Here is a 20,101-nt window from a genome sequence, read left to right as displayed (position 1 = left end):
GACGGCCTAATCGGCCGTGGTGGGATCGATGATGTTCGTGACCCGGGCAACGCTGTTGGCAGGAAAACCTCCCTGCCGGGCGTGCTCCCGGACGAGCTCTTCATTCGGCGCGATGTACACGCAATAAAACTTGTCGCCGGTGACGTAACTCTGAACCCATTGCACTTCTGGCAAATCGCGCAACACCTTGCAGGACTTTTGCGAGATGGCTTTCAAATCCCTTTCTGACAGTGTTCCGGCGCCCGGAATCTCGCGTTCAATGACGAACTTCGGCATGGAAACCTCTCTTTATTGTTATTGATGACAGGGTCGACAGAGCCTGTGCATCAACTATCGCGCCGGGACACGCTGGCGTCCTGCCCGATCGTCGGCCAACACTGTCCGATCGTCCGGAGGTTTCACGCATGGCTGCGACAGGCTCACAATCAAAAGCTGTCCGCCAACACGGGAAACCATCATGGATGCCCTGTCCCAGACCTTGCGCGTCGTCCGCCTGGTCGGCGCGATTTTCATCAACGCCAGGTTCACCGCGCCCTGGTGCTACCAATCACCCAGCGCCGATACGGCCGCGCCGTTTCTGGAGCCCGGCGCCGAACGGGTGGTGATCTTTCACTTGATCACCGAAGGCGAGTGTTTCGTCGAACTGGGTGATGATCCCCCTCTGCTGCTAACCGCTGGCGATGTGGTGGTGTTTCCACAAGGGGACGCCCATCGCATGAGTTCCAGACCGGGACTCGCGCCCGCCACAGGCGCGCGGCTGGACGTGGTCCTGGCGCGCCGTCCACGGCAGTTGAGTTACGGCGGTGGCGGCGCGGTCACGCGGCTGGTCTGCGGTTATCTGGCCTGCGATACGCGATTGGCAGGCATGTTGCTGACAGGGTTGCCGTCCGTGGTCAGGGTCAATGTGCGCGGCTCGAATGCCGGCATCTGGCTGGAGTCGTCGGTGCGCTATGCGCTGGCCGAAGCCCGCTCGCCCCGCCCCGGCGGCGAAGGGGTGCTGGCGAAACTGGCCGAGGTGTTGTTCATCGAGGTGCTGCGCCTGTACATGCACCAACAGGGTGAAGGTCGTACCGGTTGGCTGGCGGGTGTGGGTGACCGGATTGTCGGGGCTGCCCTGAATGCGCTGCACAAAAAACCTTGTCACGCCTGGACGCTGGATGAACTGGCGCGCACCGCCGGTGCGTCAAGATCAGTGTTGGCGGAACGGTTTCAGCAATTGGTGGGGATTTCGCCGATGCAGTACCTGACCCAATGGCGGATGTTGCTGGCGGCGAATCTGTTACGCAGCAGTAACAGTTCGTTGATGCGGATTGCCGAAGAGGTGGGCTACCAGACCGACACGGCGTTCAGTCGGGCGTTTCGGCGTGAGTACGGAGCGCCTCCGGCGGCATGGCGGCGCAGTCAGGAGAAAAAACCAATGGCCCACGGCGCGGAGCCTGTGAGCCATTGATTTGCAGGGTTACGCGGCGGGTGCGGTAGCTTTGGCGTCTGCCTTGGCCTCTTCCAGCAACTGCTGAATCATCTTCTCCTGAGTCTCGTAGCGACCTTCACCAAAGTGGGTGAAACGCACTTGGCCCTTGGCATCGATCAGGTAGTGAGCGGGCCAGTACTGGTTGTCGAAGTTGCGCCAGATCGCATAGTTGTTGTCGATCGCCACCGGGTAGGTGATGCCGAGCTTTTTCACTTGATCCTTGACGTTGTCGATGATGCGTTCGAAGCCGTACTCAGGGGTGTGGACGCCGATCACCACCAGGCCATCCTTCTCGTACTTCTTCGCCCAGTCCTTCACGTACGGCAAGGTGCGCTGGCAGTTGATGCAGTCGAAGGTCCAGAAATCCACCAGCACCACTTTGCCTTTGAGGGACTCGTTGGTCAGCGCCGGCGAGTTGAGCCATTGCACGGCGCCGGCAATCGATGGCATGGGGCCTTGGGCGTTGTCCATGGACGAATCGGCCTTGACCTTGCTGACGAAGTAATCGACGACTTTCGGTACGTTTTCCAGCACGCGTTTCTCGACACTGGTGATGCCCTCGGACGAGGCGCCGGCCAACAGTGTTTTGTCTGCGCCGGTGGAAATCACCGCCGCAGCGGCCAGCACCGCGACACCGGTACCACGACGCAGCCAGCCGGTGACCGGGACCGACGATTTCAAGCGATTGACCAGGCCGCGACCGGCGAAGATCAAGGTGCCCAGGGACAAAGCGCTGCCCAGGCCGTATGCCACCAGCAACAAACTAGTCTGGGCGTTGGCGCCTTGCAGCATGGCACCGGTGAGGATCACGCCGAGGATCGGCCCGGCGCACGGCGCCCAGAGCAGACCGGTCGCGACACCAATCATGACCGAGCCCAACGGGCCGGACATTTTGCGGGTATCCGGATCGAGGCGGTTGCCCAGCAACACGAACGGACGGGCCAGCCAGCCACCGATCCGGGCGGAAATCAGCGACAGGGCGAACATCACCAACACGATGAGGGCCACGTGGCGACCCGTGTTGTTGGCTTGTACCACCCACTCGCTGCTGACTACGGCCAGGCTGGAGATCAGGGCGAAGGTCAGGGCCATGCCGCCAAGGGTGAGCATGATCGAGGACCGTGTGCGGTCGACACCGGCAAACAGGAACGGCACGACCGGGAGGATGCAGGGGCTGAGGACGGTCAATATGCCGCCCAGGAAAGCGATGAGTAACATGAAGTTCACCTTGAAAGTATGAGGGTGGCAACTCACACACGTCCCCTGTGGGAGCGGTGGTGTTTACGGAAAAAGTGTCTGGCGATTAAGCCGTCTGGTTATCCAGCTGCTGGCCCTGTGGCGTGCGGCTGGAGCCATCCTCTGCGAGAAAACCGTTAGTGCCCTTCTCGCCCACTGGTGTCAGTTGGAAGCAGGTGGCGCTGCCACAGCTGTTCTGTTCAACCGCGCCATTGGCATGGGCGGCTGCGCCGGCTGCGGAGAAGGCGATGGCGGTCAAGACGCGGGTGACGTTGTTCATGATGTTCTTCCTGTTTCAAAGGGGATGGGCAATGGCGTTCGAAGCACTCAGTTATCCGAGTTGCAGCCGTCAGCAAATTTGCGGTAGTCCAGGACCTGGGTTTTGTTGTGGGAATCCAGGTAGGTCAGTTGGGCATCCACAATCCCGCAGGAAGGCGTCGCGTCCTGTTTCAGCGACACCACTTTCTTGATGTCCAGGTGCGTGCCGTAGGTGTAGGTTTTAGGGGTGACATCGGCTTCGGCGCGGGCCGAAAACGTGCAGATGTTCAGGGCGGCAAACAGGCAAGCGGCGTAGACGGCTTTGGTGTTCATGGTGATTTCCTCAAGGCTTCAATAGGTAGTTCGTTAATTGGGCCGAGGCGTCTTGGCTTGCCTCGATGGAACCTATTAGAAGCCCCCGAGGTATCCCGCATGTGTCGGGAACAGGCGTGTGTAAATCGGTACGTATCAAAGCCGGGCCGGGATACAGAGCGATACAAAACCGCTGGAAATGGGTGTTTTTGCGTTTACGTGTATCCGCCGATACGCCAGATACACTGCAATACAAAGGGTTGCGGGCGAGCGGGCAAAGGCTCGATAGACTGCGTGACATCCCCCACATACAGAGGCTTGGCCCCCATGGAACATGTCGATCACATTCTCATCGTGGACGATGACCGCGAGATCCGGGAACTGGTAGGCAATTACCTGAAGAAGAACGGCCTGCGCACCACCGTCGCCGCCGATGGACGACAAATGCGCGCCTTCCTCGAATCCACGCCGGTGGACTTGATCGTGCTCGATATCATGATGCCCGGCGACGACGGCCTGATGCTGTGCCGCGAGTTACGCGCCGGCAAACACAAGGCCACGCCGATCATGATGCTCACCGCCCGCAACGATGAAACCGACCGCATCATCGGTCTGGAAATGGGCGCAGACGATTACCTGGTCAAGCCGTTCGCGGCCCGTGAATTGCTCGCACGCATCAACGCCGTGCTGCGCCGCACACGGATGCTGCCGCCGAACCTGGTGGTCACTGAAAGCAGTCGTCTGCTGGCTTTCGGGCGCTGGCGCCTGGACACGTCGGCCCGGCACTTGCTCGATGAAGACGGCACCATGGTCGCCTTGAGTGGCGCCGAATACCGCTTGCTGCGGGTGTTCCTCGATCATCCTCAGCGGGTGCTCAATCGCGACCAGTTGCTCAATTTGACCCAGGGCCGCGACGCCGATCTGTTCGACCGCTCCATCGACTTGCTGGTCAGCCGTTTGCGTCAGCGCCTGCTGGACGATGCCCGGGAACCGGCGTACATCAAGACCGTGCGCAGCGAGGGCTATGTGTTTTCCCTGCCGGTGGAAGTCCTCGGTGCACCGTCATGAAACTCTTTCGTTGGCCCCAAACCCTCGCCTCGCGGCTGTCGCTGATCTTTCTGATCGGCTTGATTCTCGCGCAGGCGCTGTCTTTCGGTGCGCAGTACTACGAGCGTTACGAAAGCGCGAAAACCACCATGCTGGGCAACCTGGAAACCGACGTCTCGACCTCCATCGCCATTCTCGACCGCTTGCCGGCTGAAGAACGCGCGAGTTGGCTAAAACAACTGGATCGGCGCAACTACCGCTATTTGCTAAATGAGGGCTCGCCGGGCATTTCCATGAACGATGCACCGATTGCGATGACCTCGATCAAAGAGGCGATCGGCAAAGATTACCCGATGACCGTGACCGACATCCCCGGGCCGAATAAACACTTTCAGGTTCATCTGAAACTGGCGGACGGCAGCCCGGTGACCATCGACGTGCGACCGGCGATGATGCCGTTGTCGCCGTGGTTGCCCATCGTGTTGCTGGGTCAACTGGCGCTGATGCTCGCCTGCACCTGGCTGGCGGTGAGAATCGCCATCCGCCCCCTGACCCGTCTTTCCGATGCCGTCGAAACCCTGGACCCCAACGCCCACCCGGTGCAACTGGACGAAAAAGGCCCGACCGAAGTCGCCCATGCCGCCAGGGCATTCAACGCGATGCAGGCGCGCATCGCGGCCTATCTGAAAGAACGCATGCAACTGCTGGCGGCGATTTCCCACGACCTGCAAACCCCGATCACCCGCATGAAATTGCGCGCCGAATTCATGGACGATTCCAGCGAAAAAGACAAACTCTGTAACGACCTGGGCGAGATGGAACACCTGGTGCGCGAAGGCGTGGCCTACGCCCGCAGCATCCATGGTTCCACCGAAGAAAGCCGGCGCACCGACCTGGATTCGTTCCTCGACAGCCTGGTGTTCGACTATCAGGACATGGGCAAGGACGTCCAGCTCGGCGGTAAAAGCGATGCAGTGATCGACACCCGCCCCCATGCCTTGCGGCGGGTGCTGGTGAACCTGACGGACAACGCACTGAAGTTTGCCGGCGCCGCTGAATTGTGGGTGGAAGCAAAAAACGGCAGCCTGTCGATCAAGGTCATGGACCGTGGTCCGGGGATTGCCGCGGAAGAACTGGCGCATGTGATGGAGCCGTTCTATCGCGTGGAGAATTCACGCAACCGCAGCACCGGTGGCACCGGGTTGGGCTTGGCGATTGCACAGCAATTGGCGTTGGCGATCGGGGGATCGTTGACGTTGAGTAACCGTGAAGGCGGTGGGTTGTGTGCGGAGCTTAAATTGCCGGCTCGCAGAGTCGGTGGGTAAACACGCCGCACATGGATCGGGCATTGCCTATAAATCCTGGTAGGCCCGGAAAAAACCAAAAGAACCACGACCGGAGGAAAGTCTTTATATTGCTGGACGCACTCACCGCTACAGTGCAACCAGCAGTACTCATCATTGATATGGACATTGGCTAATGGATGACAACAGAAGACCCATCAAGACGCGTTCTGCGGGATGGGCGAAACGCATCACCGACCTCCTGGTGAAGAGAGACATTTCCCCCAATCAGATTTCCGTCGCCAGCATCGCTTTCGCGCTCGCCGGCGCCGTGGCACTCAATATTGATAACGGTGTGATCGGCTCGATCCTCTGTGCTGTCGGCATTCAGTTGCGCCTGCTGTGCAATCTCTTCGACGGGATGGTGGCGATAGAGGGTGGCAAGAAATCCGACATCGGCAGCCTCTACAACGAATTCCCGGACCGTATTGCCGACAGCCTGCTGATCGTAGGGCTTGGGTATGCCATCGGGTATTCGGACCTCGGATGGCTGGCTGCCCTGGCCGCGGCACTGACGGCGTATGTCCGGGTGTTTGGCGGCTCGATCGGTCTCAAGCAGACCTTCATGGGCCCGATGGCCAAACAGCACCGGATGGCCGTGATGACGGCGGGCCTGCTGCTCAATACCGTCGAAGCAAGCCTGTATGGCAGTCACTACGTGCTGCTGATTTCGCTGGCGATCATCGCGATTGGCTCAGTCGCTACCTGCGTCACGCGAACGCTGGCCATCTCCAAGCAGCTAAAGGGTGCCCATCATGTGGATCAGTAATGCGCTGATTGCTGTCCTTCGATTTGTCATCGGCGTCACGGCCCGATGGGAGAGCCCACCGGATCTCTCACGCCAGCGCATCTATTTTGCCAATCACACCAGCCATATGGACACCCTGGCAATCATCGCCGCCCTGCCCCCCGAGGCCAGGGCGAACGTGAAGCCGGTCGCTGCAGCCGATTATTGGGGGAAGAACAAATTTCTGTCGTACATCTCCCAGAAAGGGCTCAATGCCGTGCTGATTGAACGCAACCCGGCGCCTGGTCAAAACGTTCTGGAGCCGATTTTTGATGTCGTACGGGCCGGCCATTCGATCATCATTTTTCCGGAAGGCACTCGATCCAGCCAGGCGTTGCCCGGGGAATTCAAATCGGGGCTTTACCGGTTGAGCGAGTCCTTCCCCGATGTCGACCTGGTGCCCATTTACCTGGAAAACCTGCATCGCTCCATGCCAAAAGGCAAACACGTCCCTCTGCCCATTATCTGCACGATCCGGATCGGCAACCCGATAGAAAGGATTGCTGGCGAGGAAAAACAGGTGTTCCTGGAACGGGCGCGTGATGCCATTGTGAGGCTGTCGAAATGAGTCTTGAAACACGGTTTTTATGGTTCTTCTTTGGCATCGCTTGCCTGCTGGCGATTGCTTCACTCACCGGCCGACTACTGGCCAAACGGGCCAAGACAGAAGGCGCGATCTCGACCATCGAAAACCTCAACCAGCGAGTGAATGCCTGGTGGGGGATGGTCATCATCTTCTTCGTTTCCTGGCTGCTTGGCCCCAATGCAACGGTCGTGCTGTTCGGATTCATCTCGCTGTTCGCGCTCAGGGAATTCATCACGCTGACACCCACCACGCGAGGCGATCATAACGCCCTGTTTTCGGCGTTTTTCATCCTGATTCCGCTGCAATATATCCTGATCGGCACGCACTGGTATTCGATGTTCACGCTGTTGATTCCGGTGTATGCATTCCTGCTGCTACCGGCGATTGCGGTGCTGAGTCAGGACACTGACGGCTTTTTGGAGCGGACGGCCAAGATCCAGTGGGGCGTGATGATTTGCATCTATTGCATCAGTCACGCGCCGGCACTTTTGCTCCTGGACCTGGAAGGGTTCAAAGGTCAGAACGCACTTCTGCTGTTCTACCTGGTGTTCGTCGTTCAGTTGAGTGACGTGTTGCAGTACGTGTTCGGGAAGCTCTTCGGTAAGCACAAGGTTGCGCCGCTGGTGAGTCCGTCCAAAACGGTGGAAGGACTGGTGGGTGGCGGTCTGTCTGCAACGCTGATTGGCGGCTGCATGTTCTGGATGACACCGTTCAGCTTCTGGGAATCACTGATGATGTCGTTCGTCATCGTGGTGATGGGTTTCCTCGGTGGCCTGGTCATGTCGGCGATCAAACGCAGTCTGAGCGCCAAGGACTGGGGGACCATGATCAAAGGTCACGGCGGAATGCTCGACCGGATGGACTCGATTTGCTTCGCGGCACCGATCTTCTTTCACATGACGCGGTATTTCTTCTCCGCGCAATAAAAAATCGGCACCACCAAACGCCTGTGGGAGCGGGCTTGCTCGCTCCCACATTCGGGTTTTGGTGATTGGGGGATTGCGTTCGGTCAGGCCGTTACGCCAACCACTCCTTCCCCATGCATCTGCCGCAACAACGCCAACCCGCTGTCGATGAACTCCGGCGACCCGGTGGCCCCCGCCTCCACCGCCAACCCTTCCCGTTGCGCACGCCCGTCCAGTTCAGGAAATTCCTCAATCCGCTGTAACAACCGCCATGCCAACGGGCTCAGTTCGGAAAACTTCACACTCCAGTCCTCCGATCGGCGAACCAATAACAACGTCGGCTGCGCCGGTGGCGTGTCAGGCTGGTAATCCGGCCCGACCAATTGCACCGGCCAGCCATAGGCCAACGGCCAGGCCAGTGGTGAAACTTGCAACGGTCGCTCCAGGATCAACCCGGCATCACTTGGCGCCAACGGGTCGGCATCGGACTGTTGCAGCGCCATCTCGACCCATTCGTAATGCGCCAGCTCCACCATGAACGGCGGCCAAGGCCCAACGGTCAATGCGGGCGGCTCAGCGGCGAGAAACTCGACAAACTCCCTGGCGATCTCACCGAATTTCGGCGTGTGAGCGCGATAGTCCCGCAGGAAGATTCGCACTAGCGAACGCCACTGCTCATCACCCAGAATTCTGATCAGCACCGGAAAGGTCCCGCTGAGCAACGACGACAGATTGGCGAACACCAGGTCGCGATACACCTGCACCCGCGCAACGTCCATCTCGGCCGGCGGCGCGCAGTGATCGGGATCGCGCAGGTACAGACCCAAGGTATTTTGCTGCTGAAACAGACTCGGCTTATCCACGGTTCACCCCCTGGGATTGCAGGCGGCGAATGGTCTGCAGCTCGGCCACTAATTCGGAAAACGCCGGGAAGTTGAAATCCCGTTCGAGCAACGTCGGTTGCGCGCCGAACCGGGCATACGCCTCGGCCAGCAACGACCAGACCACAGGTTTTACCGAAGCCCCGTGGGTGTCGATTTTCAATGTATCGGACTCATCGAAGTGCCCGGCCACGTGCATGGCCACCACCCGGCCCGAGTCGATACCCGCCAGAAAAGTCTGAGGATCGAAGCCGTGATTGATCGAATTGACGTACACATTGTTGACGTCCAGCAGCAGGTCGCAGTCGGCTTCGCGCAGCACCGCGTTGGTGAATGTCAGCTCGTCCATGTCCTGCTGTGGCGCGGCGTAGTAGGAGACGTTTTCCACGGCCAGGCGCCGGCCGAGGATGTCCTGGGACTGACGAATTCGCGCGGCAACGTGATGCACCGCTTCTTCGGTAAAGGGCAACGGCAACAGGTCGTACAGGTGACCGTCATCGCTGCAGTAGCTCAGGTGCTCGCTGTACAGCGGCACGTTGTATTGATCGAGGAAAACCCGAACCTCTTGCAAAAACCCGACATCCAGCGGCGCCGGTCCGCCCAACGACAGGGACAAACCATGACACGACAACGGATATCGCTCGGCCAGGGCCCGCAATGCCGCGCCATGAGCGCCACCGATGCCGATCCAGTTTTCCGGTGCGACTTCCAGAAAGTCGAAATCACCCACCCGGGCGGCCTGGAGGTCCTTCATTAAACCGCGACGCAGGCCGAGCCCGACGGAGGCCTTCGTGGATGTGAGGGGGGTCTGCATGATGTCGATCTCAAGGGTTGCCGATTCGGAATCACAGTTAACCGAAGCGGTGTATCGGGTCTGTGTTCGTGTCCGGCAGTAAATCGCAGCGGATGTATCAGCAGCGGGCCTGTACACACTGTGGTACAGACCCGTTTTCAGGGTTATGCCAGGTCGTATTTTTCGCGCACCAGATGGCCGATGCCGATACGGTCCAGCACATTCATCGGGCACAGGAACGTCACGCGCACGGTTCCTGGCAAGCGGCTGATGTCGATCGAGCCGGTGATGGTGGCGCGGTTGAGCACTTCGTCATAAGGCAGACCGGTGACCGCAGCCGCGCGTTGCAAGCCGTTCTCCACCGCGACGTTGAGGTTCTCGCCGCTGCCGATAAAGGTGATCGGCCCGCTCTGCTCGATCTCGTGCTGGCCCCAGCGCTCGCCCAGCTCACGGACTTTCTGCCGTTGCTCGGCGTTCATCGGCCGAGCCATCGGTGGCAGATCGTCGAGGTTTTGCAGGAGGATCGGCCCTTCGAGGGTGAGGTTTTTGATGACTTGCACCTGTACTTCGGTTTCCCCGGAGCAATCGGTGGCATGCCCGGCGATTTCGCCGTTGCCCTGCTGGGCATGCATGTCGCCCATATACACGCCAGCCCCCGGCACTTTCACCGGGCAGATCAGCACGCAGCCTTCGCGGATCGAGTTGGTGTCCATGTGGCCGTCGGTCTTGGCGACGTGCAGCTCCTCGCGGGTCATGCCGAAACGGTGTGGCGCGCCGATCAGGTACTGGCCGAAGTCGGCGCAGTTGTGGGAATCGGGCAGATCCCGGGACGGCGTGGTGCCGATGTTGCCAAGGAACGGCCGCATGTGCGCGGCAACGCCCGGCATGTCGGCGCGGGCCAGGGACAGGATCGAGTGCTGGGCGGCGAATTCCGGTAGCGCCGACATTTCGGACGCATTGCCGGCCAGTTGATTGGCGACGTCTTGATTGACGGTCAGGCTCACCTGATTCTGCGCATCGAACACAATCACGTAGCCGTGGCTGAAGCGGAACGCGCTGACTTCGGCGCCACAGTTGTTACAACGAATCGAATCTTCGCCGATGCCTTCGACATAGCTGGCCGGATGTTCGGTGCCGCATTTGTTGCAAAGCTTGGAGACAAACGGATCGCCGTGATAGCGCCCCTCTACAAAACTCATCACCCCTGACGAAGTGGCCAGCGAAGTGACTCGCATGCTTTTGATCTTGATTGCCACCGCGTCGCCGATTTCGGCACCGGCAATCGCGACCGGTTGCGTCACTTCATGGCCACCTTCGAAGGCCGGCGTGATCATCGGTCCCCAGCAACCCGGCGGTGTACCGGTGATCAGGGTGCCACCGTCGGCCAAAGGGCCCAGCATTGGCTGGCTCGGGCCGATGATGCCGCTGGTGTAGTGATCGACGCGCAATCGAGCCACAGGCGTTGAATTCAGGTCGGGTTGAGGCAGGAGCGTGGTCATTGTTGTCCCCTTGTCCGCAGACGGTGCGGAACGGTATCAGGCGCAAAAAGGCCGCCTGCTGCGACGACCATGAAATGACGTCGGCCACCCCTTTTAAGGGCGTCAAACGGTCTTCCCAGTTCATCGCAGGTTTGTATCTGGTCTGTGTTCGGCAGTACCCCGGAGTTAGAGGGCACTGTATCGGGAGGGAGTCTGGATACATTGGGATACATGCAATCCGCGCGGTCACAGCTGTCCCCTGTGGGAGCGGGCTTGCTCGCGAAGGGGCCGTGTCAGTCGACATCAATGTTGAATGCCAGACCGCTTTCGCGAGCAAGCCCGCTGCCACAAGGGACTTCGTCGCGCCAGGCACCGCCGCACCAACTCCGGACTAAACTTAATGATTACCCCCCTCCAGGGGGACGCAGGACGCGGTTTCCGTCCTGTTCATTTCCACGACCACCGCCCAGAGATCAACACCTCGAAAACCTGCCTCTGGACCGTGATCCTGCTGAAGGAGCACACGTGATGGACGAGGCCAGACTGAACGATTTCATGGGCAAACTGGTAAACGACATGGGCGGCGCGGCGATGCTGGCCAACGTCATCCTCGGCGAAGAGCTCGGGCTGTACCGGGCCATGGCCGACAGTCAGCCAGTCACCCCTGAAGCACTCGCCGACAAGACCGGCTGCAACACCCGCCTGCTGCGCGAATGGCTCAGCGCCCACGCCGCTTCCGGCTACATGGAACACCGCGACGGCCAGTTCCGCCTGCCGGAAGAGCAGGCCCTGGCGTTGGCCATCGAAGATTCGCCGGTTTATATCGCCGGCGGTGTCGGGGTGGTTGCATCGTTTTTCCATGACAAGGACAAACTGGTCAACGCCATGCGCGGCGACGGTGCCCTGCCCTGGGGCGATCACCACCCGTGCATGTTCAACGGCACGGAACGGTTCTTCCGCCCTGGCTACAAAGCGCACTTGGTGGCCGAATGGCTGCCGGCCCTCGAAGGGGTCGTCGCCAAACTGGAAGCCGGCGCCAAAGTGGCAGACATCGGCTGCGGCCACGGCGCATCCACCGTGATCATGGCCCAGGCGTTTCCGGATTCACGGTTCGTCGGCTTCGACTACCACGCACCTTCAGTCACCGTCGCCACCCAGCGCGCCGAAGAAGGCGGGGTTTCCGGGCGTGCGCGATTCTTCCAGGGCACGGCAAAAAGCTACCCCGGCGACGACTATGACCTGGTCTGCTATTTCGACTGCCTGCACGACATGGGCGACCCGGTGGGCGCGGCGCGGCACGCCTATGAATCGCTGAAACCGGACGGCACGGTGCTACTGGTGGAACCGTTCGCCAACGACTCGCTCGATGACAACGTCACCCCCGTTGGCCGGTTGTTCTACGCGGCCTCGACGTTCATCTGCACCCCGAACTCGCTGTCCCAGGAAGTCGGCCTCGGGCTCGGTGCCCAGGCTGGGGAGGCGCGGTTGCGCAAAGTGTTCACCGAGGCCGGCTTCAAGACGTTCCGGCGGGCCACGGAAACGCCGTTCAACCTGATATTGGAAGCGCGTAAATAAGCACGGAACTTCACCCGGACAGATGACCTGCCCGGGTGATTGGCAAATGCTACCCTGCAAACACTCAAGGCCTTCCGGAGTGTTGAACATGCCTGGCAGCTCCACCCGCGATCCACTCGACCGACTTCGGCAGTTTATGGCCGATCAGCCGTTTGCGGTCTTGACCGGTGCCGGTATCAGCACCCCGTCGGGCATTCCCGATTACCGCGACAACCAGGGTGTGCGGCGTGGCCGGCAACCGATGATGTATCAGGAATTCCTGTCCGCGCCCGAGTCCCGGCGACGCTATTGGGCCCGGGCGATGCTCGGCTGGCCACGGGTGCGCCAAGCCAGGCCGAACGCAGCCCACGAAGCCCTGGCCAGTTTGCAAAGTGCGCAGCAGATCAGCGCGCTGATCACCCAGAACGTCGACACCTTGCACGACCAGGCTGGCAGCCATGACGTAATCGAACTCCACGGCAGCCTGCACCGGGTGCTGTGCCTGGACTGCGGAATGCGCAGCGAGCGAGATTCGATCCAGCACTTGATGGAAGCGCAAAACCCGTATCTGGCCGGGGTGGACGCGGTGCAGGCACCCGATGGCGACACCCTGCTCGACGCGGCGTTTGAAGCACGCTTTCAAGTGCCCCGCTGCCCCCATTGTGCTGGCGAGCGCATGAAGCCGGATGTGGTGTTTTTTGGCGAAAACGTGGCACAGGCAACGGCGGCCAAGGCAATGGCTGCGATCGAACAGGCTGCTGGGTTGTTGGTGGTAGGGTCTTCGTTGATGGCGTATTCGGCATTCAGGCTGTGCCGGGCGATGGCGGATCAGGGCAAGCCGCTGATTGCGATCAACCTGGGCAAGACCCGGGCAGATGACATTCTCGATCTGAAGATAGAGGCGTCGTGCGAACAGCTTCTGCCCTTATTGGCTCAGCACCTGACCACCTAGAAACTGAAGATCCCCGACCCTGTGGTAGCGGGCTTGCCCGCGAAGAGGCCGGCATATCCAGCATCAATGTTGCCTGACACGCCGCTTTCGCGAGAAAGCCCGCTCCCACAAGTATTGTGTTTATCGCGAGGATAGGCGCGCGCTAAGGTTTTGTTCCTTGAGAATATCGAACAACGCCTGCGCCGCCGCCGACAGTTCAACCCCCGGTTTGGTCAATACGCCGATGGCCCGTTCCACCACCGGGTCGCGCAAGGTGATGCACCGCGCGCCCAGTTCGCGCATTTGCCCGGCGCACAAGGCCGGCACCGCGCTCACCCCCAAGCCACTGGCAACCATCCTGCCGACCGTCGCCAGTTGATGGCTTTCGAACTCCACCGGCAACTTCATCCCCCGCGTCTGCAAGTGTTCTTCCAGCATCACCCGCACCGTGGACGGTCGTTGCAAGGTGATGAACGGCTCCTTGAGCAAGGTCTGCCAGTCGATCTCGCCCAGTTCGGCGAGCGGCGAATCAAACGGCACCACCGCCACAAACCGGTCCATGTACAACGGCGTGAACGCCAGCGATGAACTCTGCGTCGGCTCAAACGCCACCCCCAGTTCCACCTGTCGGTCACGTACCATTTCCAGCACCTGCTCGTTGATCACATCGTTTACCGTGACATTGACCTTGGGATAACGGGCGCGGAAAGTCTTGAGGATCGGCGGCAGCAGGTTGCCGGCAAACGACGGCATCGCCGCCAGGGTCACTCGCCCGCGCTGAAGGGTGAAGCGCTGGCGCAGTTCATCTTCGGCATTGTCCCAGTCAGCGATCAGCCGGCGCGCCAATGGCACCAGCGATTCACCTTCCGCCGTCAGCGCGACGTTGCGGGTGTTGCGGGTGAACAATCGTCCGCCCAGCCCCTCCTCCAGCGCCTTGATCGTCAAGCTCAACGCCGATTGCGACAAGTGCAGCCGCTCGCACGCCACGGCAAAACTCAAACTTTGGGCCACGGCCAGGAATGCGCGGATCTGCTTGACTGTCATGACCACTGTCTCCAACGTAGTACAGGCTTTGATTGGTGAGTTTTATCTATCAATCAACCTTAAAAATCAACTTAACAAATAAATCCTCCGGCGAGACACTCCATCCCATACGGCTAGCCAGCCGCCCACAAAGAATAAAAGAGGTGCATATGGCAGGTTTCGACAAGCGCGTGAGTTCCTACGAGGAAGCTCTGGCAGGTCTTGAAGACGGCATGACCGTGATCGCTGGCGGCTTCGGCCTGTGCGGGATTCCGGAAAACCTCATCGCTGAGATCAAGCGCAAAGGCACGCGTGACCTCACCGTGGTTTCCAACAACTGCGGCGTCGACGGTTTCGGCCTCGGTGTCCTGCTGGAAGACCGCCAGATCCGCAAAGTTGTGGCCTCGTATGTGGGCGAGAACAAGATGTTCGAGGAGCAACTGCTGAGCGGCGCCATCGAAGTGGTCCTGACCCCTCAAGGCACCCTGGCCGAAAAAATGCGCGCGGGCGGCGCCGGCATCCCGGCCTTCTTCACCGCCACCGGCGTCGGCACCCCGGTTGCCGACGGCAAGGAAGTGCGCGAATTCCATGGTCGCAAGTACCTGATGGAAGAATCCATCACCGGTGACTTCGCCATCGTCAAAGGCTGGAAGGCCGACCATTTCGGTAACGTGATCTATCGCCACACCGCCCAGAACTTCAACCCGCTGGCCGCCACCGCCGGCAAGATCACCGTGGTCGAAGTCGAAGAAATCGTCGAACCCGGCGAGCTGGACCCGTCGCAGATCCACACCCCTGGCATCTACGTCGACCGGGTCATTTGCGGCACGTTCGAGAAGCGCATCGAACAGCGCACCGTGCGTAAGTGATCCCCTGCCCCCGGACCGAATGAAGGAATAACAACAATGGCACTTTCCCGCGAACAAATGGCTCAACGCGTCGCCCGCGAAATGCAAGACGGCTACTACGTGAACCTGGGCATCGGCATTCCGACCCTGGTCGCCAACTACATCCCTGAAGGCATGGAAGTCATGCTGCAGTCGGAAAACGGCCTGCTTGGCATGGGTCCTTTTCCTACTGAAGAAACCATTGATGCCGACATGATCAACGCCGGCAAACAAACCGTGACCGCCCGTATCGGCGCGTCGATTTTCTCCTCCGCCGAATCCTTCGCGATGATCCGCGGTGGCCATGTCGACCTGACCGTACTGGGCGCCTTTGAAGTAGACGTGCAAGGCAACATTGCCTCGTGGATGATTCCGGGCAAACTGGTCAAGGGCATGGGCGGTGCCATGGACCTGGTCGCCGGTGCTGACAACATCATCGTCATCATGACCCACGCGTCCAAGGATGGTGAGTCCAAGCTGTTGTCCAAATGCAGCCTGCCGCTGACCGGTGCCGGTTGCATCAAGCGCGTACTGACCGACCTGGCTTATCTTGAAATTGAAAACGGCGCGTTCATCCTCAAGGAACGTGCCCCCGGCGTCAGTGTTGAAGAAATCGTCGCCAAGACCGCCGGCAAACTGATCGTGCCTGATCATGTGCCGGAAATGCAGTTCGCTGCTCAGTGAGGAAACATTCCATGCAAGAAGTCGTCATTGTCGCCGCCACCCGTACCGCCATCGGCAGTTTCCAGGGTGCCCTGGCGAATGTGTCCGCCGTTGACCTGGGCGCTGCGGTGATCCGTCAGTTGCTGGCGCAAACCGGCCTGGACGTTGCTGAAGTCGATGAAGTGATCATGGGCCAGGTATTGACCGCCGGCGCCGGGCAGAACCCTGCACGCCAAGCCGCGATAAAAGCCGGCCTGCCGTTTACCGTACCGGCCATGACCTTGAACAAGGTCTGCGGCTCGGGTCTGAAAGCCCTGCACCTGGCGACCCAGGCGATCCGCTGCGGCGATGCCGACGTGATCATTGCCGGCGGCCAGGAAAACATGAGCCTGTCCAACTACGTCATGCCCGGTGCCCGCACCGGTCTGCGCATGGGTCACACACAAATCGTCGACACCATGATCAGCGACGGCCTATGGGATGCGTTCAACGATTACCACATGGGCATCACCGCCGAGAACCTGGCCGACAAGTACAGCCTGACTCGCGAACAACAGGATGCCTTCGCCGCAGCCTCACAGCAGAAAGCCACGGCCGCCATTGAAGCCGGGCGCTTTGCCGATGAGATCACGCCGATCCTGATTCCTCAGCGCAAGGGCGATCCGTTGTCCTTCGCCACCGACGAACAGCCACGGGCCGGCACCACCGCCGAATCCTTGGGCAAACTGAAACCTGCCTTCAAAAAGGACGGTTCGGTGACTGCCGGTAATGCGTCGTCACTGAACGACGGTGCCGCTGCCGTGATCCTGATGAGCGCCGAAAAAGCCAAGGCCCTGGGCCTGCCGGTGCTGGCGAAAATCGCCGCCTACGCCAACGCGGGCGTCGACCCGGCCATCATGGGCATCGGTCCGGTGTCGGCCACTCGCCGCTGCCTGGACAAGGCCGGTTGGTCCATTGATCAACTGGACCTGGTCGAAGCCAACGAAGCCTTCGCCGCACAATCGCTGGCGGTGGCCAAGGATCTGGAATGGGATCTGGACAAGGTCAACGTCAATGGCGGCGCCATCGCCCTGGGTCACCCGATCGGTGCGTCGGGCTGCCGAGTGCTGGTGACGTTGCTACATGAAATGATCAAGCGTGACGCCAAGAAAGGCCTCGCCACCCTGTGCATCGGTGGTGGTCAGGGCGTGGCTTTGGCGCTCGAACGAGCGTAAAGCGTTCAACAGTCTGTGCGGGGGCCCACGAAGATCCGCCGCAGTCTGGTAACACCCCCGGTGCGACTCATGTCGCACCGGGTCCTACCGTTATGCACTCTTTATAGCGGGACGCGCTTTGTCTGGTCTTCAGGCAAATTTCACCAGGTTCAAAGCCGGCAGCGGACCGCCTGGAAACTGCACCAGTCTCGCACCGACGCTTAACTCCCCCAGATCAACCCCGAAGAAACCCAAGCGCTCGATCAACGCCGCCACTTGAGCTTTCGCCTCAGCATCATCCCCCGAGAAGAACAGCACCCGGCGACCACCCTCCGCCGTTGGATCGCCATCGACCAAGTGCGCCTGAAGGTGATTGAACGCCTTCACCACCCGCGCCCCCGGCACCCATTGGGCAAACACTTCGCTGGACGTACGCCCCTGCAAATCCACGGCCTTGAACGACGGTGCCTCGATCGAGTTATTGGCGTCGATGACAATCCGTCCACCAAAATCCGGCAACCCGGCCAGCGCCGTCGGCAACTTCGACCAGTTGACCGCTACCAGCACAATGGCTTGTGCCGCGGCCTCTTCGCGAGTTCCGGCACGCGCCGTCGGCCCGAGCTCTTCCACCAGCGAAGTCAGGGTGTGCGGGCCGCGACTGTTGGCGATGACGACTTCAATGCCCTGACGGGACAGTGCTCTGGCAAACGCTGCGCCGATGGCGCCGGCGCCGATGATTCCGATAGTGGTCATGGTGTTCTCCTCAACAGTAATCAGGCGGTGAAGCCGCCGTCGGCGATGATGTCCGCAGCGGTGACAAACGCCGCTTCCGGGCTGGCCAGGAACGCAACGACACTGGCGATTTCCTCGGGTTTGCCGTAGCGGCCGATGGCAATGCCAGGGCCGACGATTTCGCTGACCGGCCCGCCATCCGGGTTCATGTCGGTGTCAGTCGGGCCGGGATGAACGGTGTTGACGGTGATGCCCTTGGGTCCGAGATCACGGGCCAGGCTGCGGTTGAAACCGGCGATGGCGCCTTTGGTCAGGGTGTACAGCGATGCGGTCGGGAACGCCGCGTAATGGGTCATCGACGAACCGATATGCACGATCCGACCGCCCGCCTTCATGTGCCGCGCGGCTTCCTGGGTGGCGACAAACACGCCGGTGACGTTGACCGCGATCATGCGTTGGTAATCGTCGAAGCGGATGTCCTGGATCGGCCCGCCGAGGGCAATGCCGGCGTTGTTCACCAGGATGTCGAGACTGCCGAAAGCTTCAAGGGTGCGGGTGACCGCAGCGCGCACGGCGGCCGGATCACCGGCATCGGCAGCAATCGCCAACGCGCGACCGCCGGCGGCTTCGATGGCCTGCACCACCTCAAGGGCTTTGGCCGGGGATGCGCTGTACGTCAGCGCAACGCTGGCACCGTCGGCCGCCAGGCGTTTGGCAATCGCCGCGCCAATGGAGCGGGAACCGCCGGTGACCAGTGCGGTTTTGCCGGCAAGAGGAAGTTGGGGTGTTGTCATGGTTTTCACTCCGTGGATTGGGGATGGAGTGAATAATGCGCTTGCCATTAGGGCTTGATTAGAGGGTAATGCCTTGAATGATCTTCAAGCATTTATAGTAGGTGTTGTGCCATGGAAACCCTCGCCAACCTCGAATCCTTCGTGCGCAGTGCTGAAACCGGGAGTTTTTCCGCCGCCGCGCGGTTGCTTGCGTTGACCCCCGCTGCGGTCAGTCGCAACGTAGCGATGCTCGAACGCAATATCGGTGTGCGGCTGTTCCAGCGCTCGACCCGCAAGCTGTCGCTGACTGAGGCTGGCGAGGGTTTTCTGGCGAGCATCGGTGGCAATCTGGAAGCGTTGCAGGCGGCAATCAGCGCGGTGAGCAGCGACCGGGGTGAACCGGCGGGCGTGCTCAAGGTCAGCCTGGCGCCGACATTTGGCATCGGTCATATCTTGCCGCTGCTGCCGGCGTTTCTGGCGCGTTATCCGCTGATACGCCCGGAATGGCATTTCGAAAACCGTGCCGTGGACCTGATTGCCGAAGGGTATGACGCGGCCATCGGCGGCGGGTTCGAGTTGACGCCTGGGGTCGTCTCTCGGACGTTGGCGGCGGCACATGTCGTGGCCGTCGCCTCCCCGGCCTACCTCGCCACCTGCGCAGCGCCCGCCAGCCCGGCGGACTTGTCCAGGCACCACGGCATCGTGATGCGCGGCACCCGCACCGGGCGGATTCGCCAATGGGTCATGCAAGATCGTGCGGGCCATGAAGCACCGGCCCTCCTGAACGAAACCATCGTCCTCAATGACCCGGCCGCCATGCGCGAAGCCGCAATTCTCGGTCTGGGCGTGACCCTGCTGGTGTTGCCCGACGTGCAGGCCAATATCCAGCGCGGCGAACTGGTGCGCCTGCTGCCCGATTGGCACGCCGATGCGGGGCCGATCTCGCTGTATTACCCGAGCCGCACATTGATGCCGGCCAAGACCCGGGTATTTATTGATTATGTGGTTGAGGCGTTTCAAAGGAAGACCGCGTAATCGTTCTTCGCGAGCAAGCCCGCTCCCACACTAGATCTTGTGTGAACACATAATTGGTGAACAACAGAGATCAAACGTGGGAGCGGGCTTGCTCGCGAAGAGGCCCGCCCGGGCGATACAACTTATGGCTTAAAACTGCAGGATCAACCAGCGGACGTTTCACCCCGCACTCCCAAAGGCAGCAACTTTGTATACAAAACCCCGCAATCCTTA

22 protein-coding genes are annotated in these 20,101 nt (G+C 60.5%); 12 read left to right on the top strand and 10 right to left on the bottom strand.

Annotated features, from left to right (window positions below; all coding sequences use genetic code 11):
• Positions 1 to 6 precede the first annotated feature (6 nt).
• Positions 7 to 276, bottom strand: coding sequence for a DUF4242 domain-containing protein (locus ACA055_RS11100; RefSeq protein ID WP_497683653.1), 270 nt, complete (start codon positions 274 to 276; stop codon positions 7 to 9).
• Between the two features lie 181 nt (positions 277 to 457).
• Between ACA055_RS11100 and ACA055_RS11095 the strand changes: the two genes are divergently transcribed.
• The gene (locus tag ACA055_RS11095) at positions 458 to 1,450 is read left to right on the top strand and encodes an AraC family transcriptional regulator (RefSeq protein ID WP_497683652.1); all 993 of its coding nucleotides are present in this window, start codon (positions 458 to 460) and stop codon (positions 1,448 to 1,450) included.
• A gap of 9 nt (positions 1,451 to 1,459) precedes the next feature.
• Here ACA055_RS11095 and ACA055_RS11090 read toward each other — a convergent pair whose 3' ends face one another.
• From ACA055_RS11090 to ACA055_RS11080, 3 genes are all read right to left on the bottom strand, one after another.
• A complete protein-coding gene (locus tag ACA055_RS11090) occupies positions 1,460 to 2,689 on the bottom strand; it encodes a cytochrome c biogenesis protein DipZ (RefSeq protein WP_497683651.1) in 1,230 nt (409 codons plus the stop codon).
• 85 nt (positions 2,690 to 2,774) lie between these two features.
• A complete protein-coding gene (locus ACA055_RS11085; protein WP_497683650.1) occupies positions 2,775 to 2,987 on the bottom strand; it encodes a hypothetical protein in 213 nt (70 codons plus the stop codon).
• A gap of 47 nt (positions 2,988 to 3,034) precedes the next feature.
• Complete coding sequence (locus tag ACA055_RS11080; RefSeq protein ID WP_497683649.1) at positions 3,035 to 3,298, bottom strand: DUF2790 domain-containing protein; 264 nt, start codon at positions 3,296 to 3,298, stop codon at positions 3,035 to 3,037.
• 306 nt (positions 3,299 to 3,604) lie between these two features.
• On the opposite strand from ACA055_RS11080, the gene ACA055_RS11075 reads away from it, so the two are divergent.
• From ACA055_RS11075 to ACA055_RS11055, 5 genes are all read left to right on the top strand, one after another.
• Positions 3,605 to 4,345, top strand: a complete 741-nt coding sequence (locus tag ACA055_RS11075; protein WP_497683648.1) for a response regulator — start codon at positions 3,605 to 3,607, stop codon at positions 4,343 to 4,345.
• Positions 4,342 to 5,649: an ATP-binding protein gene (locus ACA055_RS11070; protein WP_497683647.1), complete on the top strand. Its 1,308-nt coding sequence runs from the start codon at positions 4,342 to 4,344 to the stop codon at positions 5,647 to 5,649. The genes ACA055_RS11075 and ACA055_RS11070 overlap by 4 nt, the downstream gene beginning before the upstream one ends.
• Positions 5,650 to 5,803: 154 nt before the next feature.
• Positions 5,804 to 6,436, top strand: coding sequence for a CDP-alcohol phosphatidyltransferase family protein (locus ACA055_RS11065; RefSeq protein WP_497683646.1), 633 nt, complete (start codon positions 5,804 to 5,806; stop codon positions 6,434 to 6,436).
• Complete coding sequence (locus ACA055_RS11060; RefSeq protein WP_497683645.1) at positions 6,423 to 7,022, top strand: lysophospholipid acyltransferase family protein; 600 nt, start codon at positions 6,423 to 6,425, stop codon at positions 7,020 to 7,022. Before ACA055_RS11065 ends, ACA055_RS11060 begins: the two co-directional genes overlap by 14 nt.
• On the top strand, positions 7,019 to 7,966 hold the full coding sequence (locus ACA055_RS11055; protein ID WP_497683644.1) for a phosphatidate cytidylyltransferase: 948 nt from the start codon (positions 7,019 to 7,021) through the stop codon (positions 7,964 to 7,966). The genes ACA055_RS11060 and ACA055_RS11055 overlap by 4 nt, the downstream gene beginning before the upstream one ends.
• 83 nt (positions 7,967 to 8,049) lie before the next feature.
• Here the strand turns inward: ACA055_RS11055 and ACA055_RS11050 are convergent, their stop codons facing one another.
• The 3 genes from ACA055_RS11050 to ACA055_RS11040 all read right to left on the bottom strand — a co-directional run bounded on the left by ACA055_RS11050 (position 8,050) and on the right by ACA055_RS11040 (position 11,118).
• Complete coding sequence (locus ACA055_RS11050) at positions 8,050 to 8,808, bottom strand: HvfC family RiPP maturation protein (RefSeq protein WP_497683643.1); 759 nt, start codon at positions 8,806 to 8,808, stop codon at positions 8,050 to 8,052.
• Complete coding sequence (locus tag ACA055_RS11045) at positions 8,801 to 9,640, bottom strand: HvfB family MNIO-type RiPP peptide maturase (protein ID WP_497683642.1); 840 nt, start codon at positions 9,638 to 9,640, stop codon at positions 8,801 to 8,803. Before ACA055_RS11045 ends, ACA055_RS11050 begins: the two co-directional genes overlap by 8 nt.
• Positions 9,641 to 9,783: 143 nt before the next feature.
• Positions 9,784 to 11,118 carry an acetamidase/formamidase family protein gene (locus ACA055_RS11040; protein WP_497683641.1) on the bottom strand — a complete coding sequence of 445 codons (1,335 nt, stop codon included), beginning with the start codon at positions 11,116 to 11,118 and terminating at the stop codon, positions 9,784 to 9,786.
• 507 nt (positions 11,119 to 11,625) lie between these two features.
• Here ACA055_RS11040 and ACA055_RS11035 point away from each other — a divergent pair.
• Together ACA055_RS11035 and ACA055_RS11030 are read left to right on the top strand one after the other, a co-directional pair.
• On the top strand, positions 11,626 to 12,672 hold the full coding sequence (locus ACA055_RS11035; protein WP_497683640.1) for a class I SAM-dependent methyltransferase: 1,047 nt from the start codon (positions 11,626 to 11,628) through the stop codon (positions 12,670 to 12,672).
• Between the two features lie 88 nt (positions 12,673 to 12,760).
• Complete coding sequence (locus ACA055_RS11030) at positions 12,761 to 13,603, top strand: NAD-dependent protein deacetylase (protein ID WP_497683639.1); 843 nt, start codon at positions 12,761 to 12,763, stop codon at positions 13,601 to 13,603.
• 120 nt (positions 13,604 to 13,723) lie between these two features.
• On the opposite strand, the gene ACA055_RS11025 is transcribed toward ACA055_RS11030, so the two are convergent.
• Positions 13,724 to 14,626 (bottom strand): LysR family transcriptional regulator, encoded by a 903-nt coding sequence (locus tag ACA055_RS11025; RefSeq protein WP_497683638.1) that lies wholly within the window; start codon positions 14,624 to 14,626, stop codon positions 13,724 to 13,726.
• A 149-nt stretch (positions 14,627 to 14,775) separates the two neighbouring features.
• Here ACA055_RS11025 and ACA055_RS11020 point away from each other — a divergent pair, with 149 nt between their 5' ends.
• The 3 genes from ACA055_RS11020 to ACA055_RS11010 are packed head-to-tail and all read left to right on the top strand — an operon-like array spanning position 14,776 to position 17,369.
• Positions 14,776 to 15,474, top strand: coding sequence for a CoA transferase subunit A (locus ACA055_RS11020; protein ID WP_403139705.1), 699 nt, complete (start codon positions 14,776 to 14,778; stop codon positions 15,472 to 15,474).
• Between the two features lie 36 nt (positions 15,475 to 15,510).
• Positions 15,511 to 16,176 carry a CoA transferase subunit B gene (locus ACA055_RS11015; RefSeq protein WP_497683637.1) on the top strand — a complete coding sequence of 222 codons (666 nt, stop codon included), beginning with the start codon at positions 15,511 to 15,513 and terminating at the stop codon, positions 16,174 to 16,176.
• A gap of 11 nt (positions 16,177 to 16,187) precedes the next feature.
• On the top strand, positions 16,188 to 17,369 hold the full coding sequence (locus ACA055_RS11010; protein WP_497683636.1) for an acetyl-CoA C-acetyltransferase: 1,182 nt from the start codon (positions 16,188 to 16,190) through the stop codon (positions 17,367 to 17,369).
• Positions 17,370 to 17,498: 129 nt separating this feature from the next.
• Here ACA055_RS11010 and ACA055_RS11005 read toward each other — a convergent pair whose 3' ends face one another.
• Positions 17,499 to 18,101 carry an NADPH-dependent F420 reductase gene (locus ACA055_RS11005; RefSeq protein WP_497683635.1) on the bottom strand — a complete coding sequence of 201 codons (603 nt, stop codon included), beginning with the start codon at positions 18,099 to 18,101 and terminating at the stop codon, positions 17,499 to 17,501.
• A 20-nt stretch (positions 18,102 to 18,121) separates the two neighbouring features.
• On the bottom strand, positions 18,122 to 18,874 hold the full coding sequence (locus ACA055_RS11000; protein ID WP_497683634.1) for a 3-oxoacyl-ACP reductase family protein: 753 nt from the start codon (positions 18,872 to 18,874) through the stop codon (positions 18,122 to 18,124).
• A 111-nt stretch (positions 18,875 to 18,985) separates the two neighbouring features.
• On the opposite strand from ACA055_RS11000, the gene ACA055_RS10995 reads away from it, so the two are divergent.
• Entirely contained in the window at positions 18,986 to 19,888 is a 903-nt protein-coding gene (locus ACA055_RS10995) for a LysR family transcriptional regulator (RefSeq protein WP_497683633.1), read from the top strand.
• Positions 19,889 to 20,101 lie beyond the last annotated feature (213 nt).

This window comes from Pseudomonas sp. LBUM1657 (genome assembly GCF_059716075.1).
This window is presented reverse-complemented; position numbering and strand designations above follow the sequence as displayed.